Annotated in this window: 14 protein-coding genes; 8 read left to right on the forward strand and 6 right to left on the reverse strand. The window is 63.6% G+C overall.

The window, feature by feature from the left end:
- Positions 1-14 precede the first annotated feature (14 nt).
- Positions 15-1,121 carry an amidohydrolase family protein gene (locus J6497_RS17000; RefSeq protein ID WP_225705422.1) on the reverse strand — a complete coding sequence of 369 codons (1,107 nt, stop codon included), beginning with the start codon at positions 1,119-1,121 and terminating at the stop codon, positions 15-17.
- A gap of 98 nt (positions 1,122-1,219) precedes the next feature.
- Positions 1,220-1,894: an RraA family protein gene (locus tag J6497_RS17005; RefSeq protein ID WP_225705423.1), complete on the reverse strand. Its 675-nt coding sequence runs from the start codon at positions 1,892-1,894 to the stop codon at positions 1,220-1,222.
- A 128-nt stretch (positions 1,895-2,022) separates the two neighbouring features.
- Between J6497_RS17005 and J6497_RS17010 the strand changes: the two genes are divergently transcribed.
- Complete coding sequence (locus J6497_RS17010) at positions 2,023-2,997, forward strand: LysR substrate-binding domain-containing protein (RefSeq protein ID WP_225705424.1); 975 nt, start codon at positions 2,023-2,025, stop codon at positions 2,995-2,997.
- A gap of 55 nt (positions 2,998-3,052) precedes the next feature.
- Here the strand turns inward: J6497_RS17010 and J6497_RS17015 are convergent, their stop codons facing one another.
- The gene (locus J6497_RS17015; protein WP_225705425.1) at positions 3,053-3,526 is read right to left on the reverse strand and encodes a hypothetical protein; all 474 of its coding nucleotides are present in this window, start codon (positions 3,524-3,526) and stop codon (positions 3,053-3,055) included.
- Positions 3,527-3,682: 156 nt separating this feature from the next.
- Positions 3,683-5,407 carry a YbaL family putative K(+) efflux transporter gene (gene ybaL / locus J6497_RS17020; RefSeq protein WP_225705426.1) on the reverse strand — a complete coding sequence of 575 codons (1,725 nt, stop codon included), beginning with the start codon at positions 5,405-5,407 and terminating at the stop codon, positions 3,683-3,685.
- A 306-nt stretch (positions 5,408-5,713) separates the two neighbouring features.
- On the opposite strand from ybaL, the gene J6497_RS17025 reads away from it, so the two are divergent.
- Together J6497_RS17025 and J6497_RS17030 are read left to right on the forward strand one after the other, a co-directional pair.
- Positions 5,714-6,394, forward strand: coding sequence for an alpha/beta hydrolase family protein (locus tag J6497_RS17025; RefSeq protein ID WP_225705427.1), 681 nt, complete (start codon positions 5,714-5,716; stop codon positions 6,392-6,394).
- 311 nt (positions 6,395-6,705) lie between these two features.
- Positions 6,706-7,683, forward strand: a complete 978-nt coding sequence (locus J6497_RS17030) for a DUF3280 domain-containing protein (RefSeq protein ID WP_225705428.1) — start codon at positions 6,706-6,708, stop codon at positions 7,681-7,683.
- 81 nt (positions 7,684-7,764) lie between these two features.
- On the opposite strand, the gene J6497_RS17035 is transcribed toward J6497_RS17030, so the two are convergent.
- On the reverse strand, positions 7,765-8,058 hold the full coding sequence (locus J6497_RS17035) for a GYD domain-containing protein (protein ID WP_225705429.1): 294 nt from the start codon (positions 8,056-8,058) through the stop codon (positions 7,765-7,767).
- Between the two features lie 156 nt (positions 8,059-8,214).
- Between J6497_RS17035 and J6497_RS17040 the strand changes: the two genes are divergently transcribed.
- Entirely contained in the window at positions 8,215-8,946 is a 732-nt protein-coding gene (locus J6497_RS17040; protein ID WP_225705525.1) for an aspartate/glutamate racemase family protein, read from the forward strand.
- Positions 8,947-9,045: 99 nt separating this feature from the next.
- Here the strand turns inward: J6497_RS17040 and J6497_RS17045 are convergent, their stop codons facing one another.
- Positions 9,046-9,828: an SDR family oxidoreductase gene (locus J6497_RS17045; protein WP_225705430.1), complete on the reverse strand. Its 783-nt coding sequence runs from the start codon at positions 9,826-9,828 to the stop codon at positions 9,046-9,048.
- Positions 9,829-10,025: 197 nt separating this feature from the next.
- On the opposite strand from J6497_RS17045, the gene J6497_RS17050 reads away from it, so the two are divergent.
- From J6497_RS17050 to J6497_RS17065, 4 genes are all read left to right on the forward strand, one after another.
- Positions 10,026-10,853, forward strand: a complete 828-nt coding sequence (locus tag J6497_RS17050) for a phytanoyl-CoA dioxygenase family protein (protein ID WP_225705431.1) — start codon at positions 10,026-10,028, stop codon at positions 10,851-10,853.
- 28 nt (positions 10,854-10,881) lie between these two features.
- A complete protein-coding gene (locus J6497_RS17055; RefSeq protein ID WP_225705432.1) occupies positions 10,882-11,688 on the forward strand; it encodes an acetoacetate decarboxylase family protein in 807 nt (268 codons plus the stop codon).
- 87 nt (positions 11,689-11,775) lie between these two features.
- The gene (locus J6497_RS17060; protein WP_376708222.1) at positions 11,776-13,017 is read left to right on the forward strand and encodes an ABC transporter substrate-binding protein; all 1,242 of its coding nucleotides are present in this window, start codon (positions 11,776-11,778) and stop codon (positions 13,015-13,017) included.
- The gene (locus J6497_RS17065) at positions 13,014-13,760 is read left to right on the forward strand and encodes an SDR family NAD(P)-dependent oxidoreductase (protein WP_225705433.1); all 747 of its coding nucleotides are present in this window, start codon (positions 13,014-13,016) and stop codon (positions 13,758-13,760) included. The genes J6497_RS17060 and J6497_RS17065 overlap by 4 nt, the downstream gene beginning before the upstream one ends.
- The last annotated feature ends 144 nt before the right edge of the window (positions 13,761-13,904 follow it).

A 13,904-nucleotide genomic window follows, 5' to 3' on the forward strand; every position in this document is an offset into this window, starting at 1 on the left:
GGCAGCCACTCCCTTCAAACAAAGATGTCAGCAGGAATGCGGCTGTACACGCGCCGCGCGTTGCCGGCGAAGATCGCGCGCTTCTCGTCCGCGCTTAGCAGCGTCGAACCATCTATGTAGCGCCGGGTATCGTCGTAATTGAAGCCGGTCTGGGGATCGATGCCTTTCACCGCGCCGACCATCTCTGAAGCAAACAGGATGTTCTCCGCCGGGATCACTTTCGTCAGCAGATCGATGCCGGGCTGATGATAGACGCAGGTGTCGAAGAATACGTTCTTCAATACGCTCTCGGAGAGCGGCGGCCGCTTCTGGTCCTGCGCGATGCCGCGGTAACGCCCCCAATGATAGGGAATGGCACCGCCGCCATGCGGGATGATCAGCTTCAGCGTCGGAAAGTCCTTGAACAGGTCCGACATCAGGAACTGCATGAAGGCGGTGGTGTCGCCATTGATGTAGTGGCTGCCGGTGGTGTGGAAGACCGGATTGGCGGCGGCGCTGACATGGATCATCGCGGGCACGTCGAGCTCGACCATCTTCTCATACAGCGGATACCACCAGCGGTCGGTCAGCGGCGGATCCCTCCAGTAGCCGCCGCTCGGGTCGGGGTTCAGGTTGCATCCGACGAATCCGAGTTCCTCGATGCAACGCGTCAGTTCGCCGATGCAGTCCTTCGGTTCGACGCCGGGCGACTGCGGCAACTGGCACACGCCGATGAAATTCTTCGGATAGAGCTTTGTCAGCCGGTAGATCAGGTCGTTCGAAACCCGCGACCAGGCTTCGCTGACCGCGGCATCGCCAATGTGATGGCTCATGCCGGAGGCGCGCGGCGAGAACAAGGTCACCGACGTGCCGCGCTCGCGCTGCAGCCGCAATTGCGCGCCCTCGACCGATTGTCGGAGTTCGTCGTCGCTGACCTTGAGCGCGTCCACCGATGGCATCTGAGAGCGATCGCCGATCGCCGCAATCTGTCGCTTGCGCCAGTCGAGCAGCGCCTGCGGCTCCGTGGTGTAATGGCCGTGGCAGTCGATGATCGGTCCGCCTGACGCCCGCGCGCGGCGGAGCCCTTCCGTCGCCTCGATATTGGTCGGCGGCGAAACGGAAGAAGGCCTGCCCGAAGCCATTACGCTTTGGAAAGCTTGCGGGCCGCAACACGAACAGCCGTTCGGGTGGACCGATCCGGAAAAAGCAAACACGGCATACTCCCTTGCCAACGTCGCGATCAATTGTGAATCTTGCATCCGAGCCGGGTCAGCGTGGCGTCGACCCAGGAGCGGTCGAGCTTGCCTTCCTTGATCAAGGTGAGCTGCTTGATCTCGGCCTCGTGCTTAGCCTCGGTCGCCTTCAGCACCTCGGCCGTGACATCGAAGGGCACGCAGACGATGCCATCGCCGTCGCCAACGATGAGATCGCCCGGCGCGATCACCATGCTGTCGATCGCGATCGGCACGTTGATCTCGCCGGGGCCATCCTTGTAGGGGCCGCGATGGGTGACGCCGGCGGCATAGACCGGGAACGTGCCGGCGTGGAGCGTGTCGTAGTCGCGGATCGCGCCATAGATCACAATGCCGGCGATACCGCGTCGCTCGGCCTGCGCTGCCATCATCTCGCCGATCAGCGAATTGGTGAGATCGCCGCCGCCGTCGACCACGATGACATCACCGGGCTCGGCGATGTCGATCGCCTTGTGCACCATCAGATTGTCGCCGGGACGCGTCTTGACCGTGAAGGCCGGGCCGGCGAGCACGCCCTCCTTATGGATCGGCCGCAGCGTCGCGCCGCCCGCGGTCATCCGCGACATCGAGTCACTGATATTGGCGACCGGCAGCTCGCGAAATTTCGCCACCGTCTCCGCATCGACCTTGCGCGTGCGTTTGCAGATCTGGAATCCAATCACGCCTCGCCTCCCTTTTTCGCTCCGGCGTAGCGCCGGTTCCTCTCGTGCTTGCCGTCGGTGTAGGCGCCAGCGGCTATTCCGTCCAATATGATATTGACAGCCCGGCTATACGTTTTGACTATAAGAACATGGATTATCGCCAGCTTCGCTATTTCATTGCGGTGGCCGAAGAGCTCAGCTTCAGCCGCGCCGCCAGACGGCTGAACATCAGCCAGCCGCCGCTCAGCATCCAGATCAAGGCGATCGAGGCCGAAGTGGGAACAATCCTGTTCAGCCGTGATCGGCACAGGGTCGAACTCACCCCGGCCGGCGAGGTGTTACTCGACAATGCGCGGCGCGCGGTGAAGCTGCTCGAACAGACTACCGAGGCGGTGCGCCGCGCCGGCCGCGGCGAAGCGGGCACCATCCGGCTCGCCTTCACCAGTTCGGTCCCGATGCGCGAAGCCTTCGCGAAGATGCTGCGCGCCTTCCGCAGCCGCTATCCCGACGTGCAGATCGAATTGCAGCATTTGGGGACCGGCTCGCAATTCGCGGCACTCGCCGATGACCAGATCGATTTCGGCATCCTACGGCCGCCGGCCATGCTGCAGCAGAATCGGAACGTCAGGCTGGTACCGCTGTGGCGTGACCGGTCGCGGCTGTTCTTTCCTTCGACCCATCCGCTTGCCGTGTCGACCGCGCCGGTCGAGATGACCGAGTTGGTCGATCAGCCGTTTGTCGGCGTCGAGCCCGTGGTCAATTGCGGGATGCATGAACATCTGATGACGCTGTGCGGTGCGGCGGGATTCGCGCCGCGCATCGGGCAGGAAGCGCGCGAGCTCAACACCGTGCTCGGCCTCGTTTCCGCAGGGCTCGGCATTGCTGTGCTGCCGGAGTGCTATACGTGCATGGCGATACCGGGCGTCTCTAGCCGCCCGATCGCCGGCATAGACGCCGAGAGCTGGCTCATGATCGCGATGCGCGATCGCGACATGCCGCCGCTGATGCAGCGCTTCATCGACATCGCCTGCAATCTCGGTGGCGCGGATGCGCCGCTTCTGGTGCCGTCGAAAACAGCCGACGAACACGCCAAGCCACAGGCGAAGATCGTCCTGCTTCGCTGAACCTTCGCGGGCGCGTTGCGACGCTGCGCGGCGGATCGGGTGAAACTCGGCGCGGCTATGCCAATTGCTGCGGACCCAGGCTGCCGAGCCACATGCGGGCTGAGTGGATGTTGTGAAAATCCCTGATCGCAATCTCTTTGGCCAGTTTCGAATGGATGGTCCCGATCGAGACCTTGCCGAAGAATGTCAGCGACACGGCAGTCGCGACGGCCTTGAGACCCGCCGCGCGCGCCCGCGGCAGCCAATCTTCCACGATCCACCTCTGGTCTTCCGCGTGGACGATCGGCAAATCCGAATCATCTCCCAGGATCCTATCGGCGGCATGCTGCGTGAGCATGCCAAGGATGATTTCATGAACGAAGCGAAGCTGGGCGCTGGTCGCGTATTTCCGCCACACCACCGCGATGCAGGGAATGCTTTCATCATATGAGAGCGAACAGATCGGATTGTCGTGCGGACAGTCCAACAAGTGGATCCCGTCGATGGATTCGGTTTCGATGATCCGCTTCAGCTCCGTCAGAGAACTCATTCTGTTCCTCTTCTGTCGACTGCGTTCCTACGCGAGACGGGGCATACTAGCGCATTCCCGGTTCTGATTGAATCAGAACCGAAGCTCTGGTGTCCACTTCGCTCGAAAACGCTCTGGCGATCTGTTGGCGCTCTTGGAACACACCGGGCAGAGCGATCACAGTGCGGCGTCCTGCGGCTCCACCTGCTGCATTTGCGGCTCACGCTGCAGGCTTTCGATCATCGCCCGTGCAATCTCGCGCTCGCCCATGATGACGGTATCGGCGCCCAATCGCGTGAGATGCTCGACCTCGGCGTCCGAATGCGCGCGGGCGATGATCCGGATCTCCGGATTGGCGGCGCGCGCCTGCTGAACGATCTGCCCGGCTTCGAACGCCTCGGGAATCGCGACCACCAGGTATCGGGCCGCGGTCGGATTGGCGGCAGCAAGCACGTCGGCGCGGGCGGCATTGCCCATGATCGCCTCGATGTTTTTCTGCTTGAGTCCGGTGACGATCGCATCCGCGTCCTCGATGACGAGGAATGGCTGCCCAGCCTGCTTCATGGCGCCACCGACGATATTCCCGACCCGACCATAGCCGACCAGGATCGCATGCCCGCTCAGGCTTGTGACCGAGATCGGTTCGCGGGTGACAGGCGCGGCTGTCTCTGGTGATGCCCGCGCCTGATCGAGCCGAAGTATCAGCCAGTCGACAGCGGCGAAGATCAGCGGATTGAGCATGATCGAGAGGATCGATCCGGCCAGGATCAGATCGCGACCTTCCTTTGGGAGCAGATTGGAAACAACGCCAATCTCCGCCAGGATGAAGGAGAATTCTCCGATCTGGGCGAGACTTGCAGAGATCGTCAGTGCCGTGGAGATCGGGCGCCGGAACGCCAACACGATCAGGAAGGCTGCCACTGACTTGCCGATGATAATGATAAAGAGCGTGCCGATCAGCGGCCACGGCTCACGGACGACGCTCATCGGATCGAACAGCATGCCGACGGACACGAAGAACAGCACCGCAAAGGCGTCCCGCAGCGGCAGCGATTCCTGCGCGGCGCGCTGGCTGAGCGGGGATTCCGTCAGCATCATCCCGGCGAAGAAAGCGCCGAGCGCGAGCGAAACGTCGAACAGCTTGGTTGCGCCGAATGCAACGCCAAGCGCGATCGCCAGCACGGCTAGCCGAAACAGTTCGCGGGAGCCGGTGTGCGCAACGTAGTGCAGGATCCAGGGAATGAGCCTGCGTCCCACCACCAGCATGAGGACGATGAACAGGGCGACCTTGGCGACTGTGAGCAACAACGTGCCCGTGAGGCCAAGGCCAAGTCGCGCCGCGAGCGGACCGACGGTCTGCGCATCGCCATTTCCGCCGAGCACGCTCGCAAGTGCCGGAAGCAGCACGAGTGCGAGCACCATCGCCAAATCTTCCACGATCAGCCAACCGACGGCGATCTTGCCACGATCGGTATCCATCAACCGGCGCTCTTGCATCGCGCGAAGCAGCACGACGGTGCTGGCGACAGATAATGCCAGCCCGAATACGAGGCCCGCTCCGACCGTCCATCCCATCGCGACTGCGAGGCCGAGCCCCATCAGCGTCGCAACCACAATCTGGACGACGGCACCGGGCAGCGCGATGGCGCGGACAGATAAGAGATCGTTGAGGGAGAAATGCAGGCCCACGCCGAACATCAGCAGGATGATGCCCAGTTCCGCCAGCTCCGTTGCCAGTGATTGGTCGGCGACAAATCCAGGTGTGAAGGGGCCGACTGCAACTCCCGCAAGCAGGTAGCCGACCAACGGTGGTAGGCGGAACCGCTGGGCCAAGGCACCGAACACAAAAGCCAGTACAAGCCCTGCAACAATGGTCGCGATAAGTGGCGTATGATGCAGCATTTTCGGCTTTTCGCACAATCTGTCGCCGATGTCTTGCGGACGATTTGTGGCGGCGTGTCGCACGTGCTGCTTGCGCTGACTCGCGCGGTCTGCGCCTGATGAGACGGCGCTGCATCCACGTAACAACTGCGCTCCTTCTCCCGCTTGCGGGGGAGGGCTGGGGTGGGGGCTGCCTCCGCGATTGACACTCTTTGAGTGGAGACAGCCCCCACCCGGCGCTTACGCGCCGACCTCCCCCGCAAGCGGGAGAGGTGAATGAACATACGGCAGGACTGATCCAACCAAAGAACGTCACAGAGTGGGACGATGCAAGCCCCAGACACACAATCGCTCAAGATCAAAGTCGACCATGCCGGCATGGTCTCGGCGCTGCTGATGCGTCCGCCACAGGCGCGCGCCACTTACGTGTTTGCCCATGGCGCGGGTGCCGGCATGACGCATGCCTCGATGGAGGTGATTGCCACCGGACTCGCCGTGCGCGGCATCGCGACGTTGCGTTACCAGTTCCCCTATATGGACAAAGGCAGCAAGCGGCCCGATCCGCCGGCGATTGCGCATGCCGCCGTGCGCGCCGCGGTCGCGGAAGCCGCGCAGCGGTGCGCCGGCCTGCCGATCTTCGCCGGCGGAAAATCCTTCGGCGGACGGATGACCTCACAGGCGCAGGCAATCGAGCCGCTTGCCGGCGTGCGCGGCCTGGTGTTTCTCGCCTTCCCGCTGCATCCCGCCGGGAAGCCGTCCAGCGAGCGGGCAAAGCATCTTGCGGACATCAAGATACCGATGCTGTTCCTGCAGGGTACGCGCGATGCCCTGGCGGAATTGAAGCTGCTCGAGCCGATGGTCAAGCAACTCGGATCATTGGCGACGTTGCATCTCGTGAAAGAGGCCGATCACTCCTTCCATGTGCTGGCGCGCTCCGGCCGCAACGACCGCGAGGTGATGGACGAGGTGCTCGATACGTTTGTGGCGTGGGTGGATTCGATCCTTTGAAGTCCCTCGCCGCGAAACCCTGACCGCGAGTTCATGATCGATGTCCGGGCCGGCGGCGTGGCGTAGGACAGTGCCGCAAGAAACTCCTGTGGTTTCCACACCGGCGGATACAGCCGCGTGGATGATTTGGACTCCCGATCTTCGAGCGGGGGCGATACAATCAATGGCAGAATGGAAGCGGCGGAAAGCATTGCCCGCGCCCGAAAATGACATCGTGAAATTTTCCCGGCTGCGTCGGGAGGAGGTCGGCTTCGGTGACATATCTAGTTGGCACAGACTGGAAGCCCGCATGATCACTGAGAGGTCCGCCGATGCACCGGTCCCCTGTTGGCTTGCACGCCGTCGCCTTACTTGCGCTCTTGCTGGGCTTCAGTTCCGCCCGTGCCGACACCAGCGGGCCTGCGGCCCAGACCCTGGGCGTCACCGTTGAAGACTTCGGCTATCTCGACACCTCGGGCGAGCCCACCGATCAGACCGCCGCCCATCAAAAGCGGCTGCAGACCTTCATGGCCGCGTTGCGACGAGGCGTCGAGGCCGACCCACGCTACCGCCTCATCCCGCCCTCGATGGACGATCGGGCGACGCCCGCTGAGCGCATGCAGGCCGCGGCGCAAGGCGGCGCCAATATCCTGATCACCGGCGCTGTTCAGAAGATGAGCACCCTAGTGCAGTGGGCAAACGCTGTTGTCATCGACATCGGCACCAAACGGGTGGTGTTCGAAAGGCGCTACTCGTTTCGCGGCGACAATGACGAGGCGTGGGATCGCGCCGAGAGCTTCCTGTCCCGGGACATCCGCGCGGCGCTGGCGACGCGGCTACCCGCATCTCCGGCAGTCGCGTCCGCGCCGATCACGCTTGCAGTGTTCGAGTTCGAACTGGAAGATACCACCGCGGCGGCTGTGACAAGCGGCGTCGCGGCTTCGGATGCAGCACAACTGGCCGATGTCACCAATGGCGTGCGCGAGCTGATCGCGCAATCGGGCCGCTACCGCATGATCGAGATCACCGATGCGAATGCGGACGCCGTCAAGACACACACGCTGCGCGACTGCGGCGGCTGCGAGGCCGGCGTCGCCCTGAAGCTGGGCGCGGATCAATCGCTGATCGGCGTGGTGAGGCGGGTCAGCCGCACCGAATACACGATCGGATTTCAAGTCCGCGACGCCCATAGCGGCGCCGCTATTTCGCGCGCCGACAGCGGGCTCCGCATGGGCGCCGACTACTCCTGGCGGCGCGGCGCAGTACGCCTCGTCAAGGATCACCTGCTCGAGCGCCAGGCTCAACAATAAGTCGCTGCGCAGCACCCGCTTCGCTCAGCCCGCCACCGACCGAGCAGCCGCTGTGATGGCGGCCGCGCTTGGAAGCGGTCGTCAGAGCATATTGCTGACGATCTTCATCATCTCAGCCGCCGAATACGCGCGCAGTGTTTCGCTGCGAACATTGCCGAGCGCGCCGAGGCTCAGGCTGAGCGACATGGCGGATGATTCATCCGGCGCGTCGATGAAGGTCACGACGTCATATCGACCCTGGGTCCAGACGAGCTCTTTCACCTTCACGCCGAACGTCTTCGCCATTTCCTTGAAAGCTTCCGCTCGCTTCGGAGACTCTTTGGCGCTGCGGATTCCCTGATCGGTGAACTTCGCCAGCACGACATAAGTCACCATGGCTGTCCTCCTTGGTTAGGACCCCTGTGCAACTTGGCATGAGGAAGTGGTGCCGAGCATGCTACAGCGGCTGCGGCACAGCCACAGCCCCTTTCAGGAAGGTCACCAGACGTGACCATTTTTGCCACGCCGCTTGATCCGCGCTACGATGGCGTCATGGCACCGACAAGAATCCTGATCGTCAATCCCAACACCACCGTCACGATGACCGAGACCATCGCCGCCGCGGCGCGCGCCGCAGCGTCTCCCTGCACCGAGATATCTGCCGTTACTTCGGCGATGGGACCGGTGTCGATCGAAGGGTATTACGATGAAGCGTTCGCGGTCCCCGGCTTGATCCAGGCGCTACTGAGCGCAAAGGACGCTGACGCCGGAATCATCGCCTGCTTCGACGACACCGGATTGGATGCAGCGCGATCGGCGGCACCATTTCCGGTGGTCGGCATTTGCGAGGCGGCGCTGGTCACCGCGGGCCAGCTCGCAAAGCGCATCGCGGTCGTCACCACGCTGCCGCGCTCGGTGGTGCCGCTGGAAGAGCTCGTGCGCCGCTATGGATTTGCCGAAAGAGTCGCGGTGACGGCGTGCAATGTCGCGGTGCTCGATCTGGAGAAGCCAGGCTCGGGCGCGGAGGAAAAGCTCGGCAATGAAATCGAGCAGGCGCTGGACCGCGGCGCTGAGGCGATCGTGCTCGGCTGCGCAGGCATGGCCGATCTGGCGGCCAAACTGTCGCAAACATTCGGCGTGCCCGTCATCGATGGCGTCGCCGCGGCGGTGAAACAGGCCGAGGCGCTGGTGGGGCTGAAGCTTACGACCTCGCGCCGCGGCGCCTACGCGTTTCCAGGCGCGAAGAACTATACGGGCTTGCTGGAGAAATTCGCGCCGCCGTAAAGTGCGTCATCGCGAGGAGCGACAGCGACGAAGCAATCCATATCTCCGCAAGCGGCGCAATGGATTGCTTCGCTTCGCTCGCAATGACGGCAGAGGCACTCACGCTGAAGACGGCGCACCGTAGATGCGGTCGCGCAGGCGGCGCATGCCGGCAAGCCAGCGGTCGCGATTGGAGGCTTTCCGCTGCATGTATTCCTGCACCTGCGGGTGCGACAGGATCAGGAAGCGCTCCTCCTCCATCGCCTCGATCACGATACGCGCGACTTCGGCCGGCTGCATCACGCCATCGACCCGCGCCGCGCTCGGTCCCCGCGTGGTCATTCCGGTCTGCACCGACTGCGGGCACAGCACGGAGACGCGGATGCCGCGGTCGCCATACTGGATGGAAAGATGCTCGGCGAGCGCGACCGCGGCGTTCTTGGTCACGCCGTACGGCATCGAGTTCAGCGAGGCCAGAAGACCCGCGGCGGACGCCGTGTTGAGGAGATAGCCGGAGCCGCGTGCGAGCATGCCGGGGACCAGCGTCCGCGCCGCGAACACGTGGCTCATCACATGCACGCGCCAGCTCACGTCCCAGTCGGCATCAGAAGCGGCTTCCTGTCCTTTGCGCGATAGCCCGGCATTGGAGAAGAGGACGTCGACCGGGCCATATTTGGCTTCCGCCGCCGCGACCAGCGCCTTGACGTCCTCTTCCAGACCGACATCGGCGGTCACCGCCAACCCATCGATATCGCCGGCGACGCTCGCAAGCCGCTCGCGCGTGGTCTTGAGATCGGCGACGACGACACCTCGGGCGCCGGCCTCGGCATAGGCCCGCGCCACGGCCTCGCCGATGCCGCCAGCCGCTCCAGTCACGACGCAGACCTTGTCTTTGACACGCATGGCGGAGCGCTCCCCTTTTCGGTTTGACTCCATCTTTTCGTCGCCCGGCGCCGCTGGCAACCGCTTTCTGGGCGGCGCATTTAGCCCCGATTCGGACGCAATCCGAACCCGCGGAACCGCCACCCCGTGGCTTGACTCGGGTCAAAAATTTGATTTCATATATGCAAATAAGAAATCATATATGAAATGAGGAAACCATGACCCATCTGCCCGAAGCTGCGATCAATCACTACCGCGAGCACGGCTATCACGCGCCGATCAGGGTCATGTCGGCGGCCGAGGTCGAAGGCATTCGCAGGAAACTGGAGGAGCATGAGGCCGCACACGGCCTGCTCAAGGGATCGATGCGGCACAAGAGCCATCTGCTGTTCACCTGGCTCGATGGCCTGATCCGCCATCCGGCCATTCTCGATGCGGTCGAAAGCGTGATCGGCCCTGATATCCTCTGCTGGAGTTCCACCTTCTTCATCAAGGAAGCTCACGATCCCGGTTTCGTCTCCTGGCACCAGGACTCGACCTATTGGGGGCTCGACCCCGCCGACATCGTCACCGCATGGGTGGCGCTGTCCGAGAGCACCGCGGAGAATGGCGCCATGCGCGTCGTTCCCGACACTCAGACGCTGGAGCAGATCGCACACCGCGACACCTTCGCCACCGGCAACCTGCTGACGCGCGGGCAGGAGATCGCCGTCGATGTCGATGAGAGCAAAGCCGTGATGCTGCAGCTTCAGCCCGGCGAGATGTCGCTGCATCACGTCCGCCTGATCCATGGCAGCGACCCCAACCCGTCGGCGAAGCGCCGGATCGGCTTTGCGATCCGCTATCTGCCGACCCATGTGCGGCAGGTTGTGGGAACGAACGATAGCGCGACGCTGGTGCGCGGCGTCGACCGCTACGGCAACTTCGCGCCGGAATATGCCCCGGAGAGCGACCTGTCCGACGCCGCGATTACCTTCCACGCCCACGTGATGGGCGACCAGCAGAAGGTCTTGATGCGGAACACGCAAGCGGGCGCCATGCGATGAGCATGCCGCCGAAGGAGAGCAAGCCCAAATGACCGACCCGATTACCGACCCCAACGATCCCCGGCGCCGCATGTTCGGCGACTACCGGCTGCACCCGAACAGCGGGGTCAATCCGCCTTACTCGCCGGCCTATCCGGTGGAGTGGGGCTGCACGCTCCGGACGGTCGAGATCATGACGCGCGTCACACCTGGCAAAGTGTCGCGCCTGCTCGCAGATACCCCGTTCGAGATCGCGAGCGACCGCGTCGCCTTCCGCTTCATGGTGTCGCCGGGCCATTCGCTGGCGGTGCATGCCGGGCAGATGTTCGATCTGATGATCACCGTTCCCGTGCGCTACAAGGGCCTGTTCACCGAGACCCATATCTTCATGTATTGCAGCGACCCGATGGGGATCTGCGCCGGCCGCGAAGTCTTCGGCTACACCAAGAAGGATGCGCACTACGCCTTCAATGAGCAGCCGGACGGTTCGATCACTGGGTGGGTCAGGCGGCGCGGCATTCCGCTGACGGATTTTTCCTTCACACCCGATCCGTCCGCGCCGATGATCCGTATTGTCGACGGCGACGAACTGCCGGCCGGCGAGATCCATGTGCGACGCCTGCCGCACCCGGAACGCCTGGAGACGGCCTATGCCGATATCGCCTATCGCCGCACGCCGCTGAAATATTCCGCGCCGCTGCCCGGCCGCGCCTCGATGACGCTGCACGCAAGCGAATACGATCCGATCGCGGATCTCGCGCCCGAGATCCTGGGCGCGCAATTCATGGTCTCGGAGGTCTATGGCGGCGGCTTCGAAGTCGAAGACCGGCGGCTGATCGAGCGCCTGATTCCGTAAAACGACAAGATCGACCCGCGCGCAAAGCACGCGCGGGCGCAAACGTCCCGCGCGCAAGCCCGGGCCACACATGGGAGGGTTTTGGACATGATAAAGTGTATTTCGTTGAACCGCCGCCGGCTGCTGGCCGGCCTCGGCGGCATGGCAATGGGCATCACGAGCCTCAGTGTGCAGGCGCAGGAGCCCGGGCCGCTCCGGCTCGGTGTGCTCACGGACATGTCGAGCCTCTATGCCGACGTCACCGGGCCCGGATCGCTGCTGGCGGCGAAGATGGCGGTGGAGGATTTTCAGGCCTCACCGCACAAGATGACGCGCCCGATCGAGGTCATCAGCGGCGACCACATGAACAAGGCCGACCTCGCCGCCAACATCGCGCGCGAATGGATCGACCGCAACAATGTCGACGCCATCATCGACACGCCGAATTCCGCGGTGGCGCTCGCGGTGCGCAATGTCGTGCAGCAGAACAACAAGACACTCCTGGTGTCGGGCGCGTCCTCGTCCGACCTCACCGGCAAGTCCTGTTCGCCAAACCTCGTGCACTGGACCTACGATACCTACGCGCTGTCATCGGGCGCTGCGCGGGCGGTCGTCGGCAGCGGCGGCAAGACCTGGTTCACGCTGACGGCTGATTATGCGTTCGGGCACGCCATGGAGGCGGACGTCAAGAACGTCGTGCAAAAGCTGGGCGGCAAGGTCGTCGGCGGCGTGCGCACGCCGATCAATACTCAGGATTTTTCCTCCTTCCTTTTGCAGGCGCAGGCCTCGAAGGCGGAAGTCATTGCGCTGATTAACGCCGGCGGCGACACGATCAATTCGATCAAGCAATCGGTCGAGTTCGGCATCTCGCAGGGCGGCCAGCGCGTGGTGGCGACCGTGCTCTATCTCAGCGACGTGCATTCGCTGGGCCTGAAGGTCGCGCAGGGCCTGCAGTTCACCGAATCCTTCTATTGGGATCTCAATGACGATACCCGCGCCTGGGCCAAGCGCTTCGCACCTCGCAACAACGGCCGTTATCCGACCGCGCTGCAGGCCGGCGTCTACGCCGCCACGTTGCACTACCTCAAATCCGTCGACGCGCTCGGCGCCTCCAGCGATGGCAAGGCGGTGGTACAGGAGATGAAGAAGCTGCCGACCGACGATCCCCTGTTCGGCAAGGGCAGCATTCGCGCCGACGGCCGCAAGCTGCACAACATGTATCTGTTCGAGGTCAAGAAGCCGGAAGAGTCGAAATATCCCTGGGACTATTACAAGCTGATCAAGACCATCCCGCCGAGCGAAGCGTGGCGGCCGCTGGAGGAAGGTGGCTGTGACTTCCTCAAGTCATGAGCGGTGACGTAGCGCTCGTCACCGGCGGTGGTGGCGACATCGGCCGGGCGATCGTGCTCGCGCTGGCTCGCAAGAGCCAAGCTGTCGCGATCGTCGATATCGACGAAGCGGCGGCTGCGGCGACGGCGCGCCTCGTTGAGACAGCCGGCGCCAAGACGCTCGCCATCCGCGCCGATGTCTCGAGCGCGGCGGAGACCGCGGCTTTTGTCGAAACGATCGAGCAGAAGCTGGGTCCGATCGGCATCTTCGCCAACAATGCCGGCATCGAAGGCGTGGTCACGCCGCTGCACGAATACCCTGACGATACGTTCGACCGGCTGTTGCAGGTCAATGTGAAGGGCGTCTTCCTCGGTCTCAAATACGTATTGGCGAGAATGATCCCGCGCGGACGGGGCGCGATCGTCAACACCGCGTCGACCTCTGCGATCCGCGGCCGTGCGGGACTCGCCGGCTATGTGGCATCCAAGCATGCGGTGCTCGGCCTGACCCGCACTGCAGCGCTGGAAGTGACGGGAACGAAGATCCGGGTCAACGCGATCCTGCCGGGGCCGGTCGAGTCCCGCATGATCCAGGAGCTCGAAGACCAGGCGCGCAAGCGCGCGGTCGCGCCGCGACGACGTGGCGGTGCGCCGTACGGGAAGCCGGACAATATCGCCGATATCGTCGCGTTCCTTGCTTCCGATGCGGCTGCCCATGTCAACGGCGCTGCCTGGGTCGTCGATGGAGGGATGACGGTGGGTTAGAGACGCTCGCTTCACCTCTCCCGCCTGCGGGAGAGGTCGGATCGCATCGTCAGATGCGATCCGGGTGGGCTCTCTCCACACGAAGAGTCTCGCCCGCGGAGACACCCCCACCCCGGCCCTCCCCCGCAAGCGGGAGAGGGAGCG

This window comes from Bradyrhizobium cenepequi, from assembly GCF_020329485.1.
Lineage (GTDB): Bacteria > Pseudomonadota > Alphaproteobacteria > Rhizobiales > Xanthobacteraceae > Bradyrhizobium > Bradyrhizobium cenepequi.

What these genes read in the sequence shown, in the direction of transcription:
- J6497_RS17000 (WP_225705422.1), bottom strand. Translation starts at nt 1,121, where the DNA reads ATGGCTTCGGGCAGGCCTTCTTCCGTTTCGCCGCCGACCAATATCGAG.
- J6497_RS17010 (WP_225705424.1), top strand. Translation starts at nt 2,023, where the DNA reads ATGGATTATCGCCAGCTTCGCTATTTCATTGCGGTGGCCGAAGAGCTC.
- J6497_RS17015 (WP_225705425.1), bottom strand. Translation starts at nt 3,526, where the DNA reads ATGAGTTCTCTGACGGAGCTGAAGCGGATCATCGAAACCGAATCCATC.
- ybaL (WP_225705426.1), bottom strand. Translation starts at nt 5,407, where the DNA reads ATGCTGCATCATACGCCACTTATCGCGACCATTGTTGCAGGGCTTGTA.
- J6497_RS17025 (WP_225705427.1), top strand. Translation starts at nt 5,714, where the DNA reads ATGCAAGCCCCAGACACACAATCGCTCAAGATCAAAGTCGACCATGCC.
- J6497_RS17030 (WP_225705428.1), top strand. Translation starts at nt 6,706, where the DNA reads ATGCACCGGTCCCCTGTTGGCTTGCACGCCGTCGCCTTACTTGCGCTC.
- J6497_RS17035 (WP_225705429.1), bottom strand. Translation starts at nt 8,058, where the DNA reads ATGGTGACTTATGTCGTGCTGGCGAAGTTCACCGATCAGGGAATCCGC.
- J6497_RS17040 (WP_225705525.1), top strand. Translation starts at nt 8,215, where the DNA reads ATGGCACCGACAAGAATCCTGATCGTCAATCCCAACACCACCGTCACG.
- J6497_RS17045 (WP_225705430.1), bottom strand. Translation starts at nt 9,828, where the DNA reads ATGCGTGTCAAAGACAAGGTCTGCGTCGTGACTGGAGCGGCTGGCGGC.
- J6497_RS17050 (WP_225705431.1), top strand. Translation starts at nt 10,026, where the DNA reads ATGACCCATCTGCCCGAAGCTGCGATCAATCACTACCGCGAGCACGGC.
- J6497_RS17055 (WP_225705432.1), top strand. Translation starts at nt 10,882, where the DNA reads ATGACCGACCCGATTACCGACCCCAACGATCCCCGGCGCCGCATGTTC.
- J6497_RS17060 (WP_376708222.1), top strand. Translation starts at nt 11,776, where the DNA reads ATGATAAAGTGTATTTCGTTGAACCGCCGCCGGCTGCTGGCCGGCCTC.
- J6497_RS17065 (WP_225705433.1), top strand. Translation starts at nt 13,014, where the DNA reads ATGAGCGGTGACGTAGCGCTCGTCACCGGCGGTGGTGGCGACATCGGC.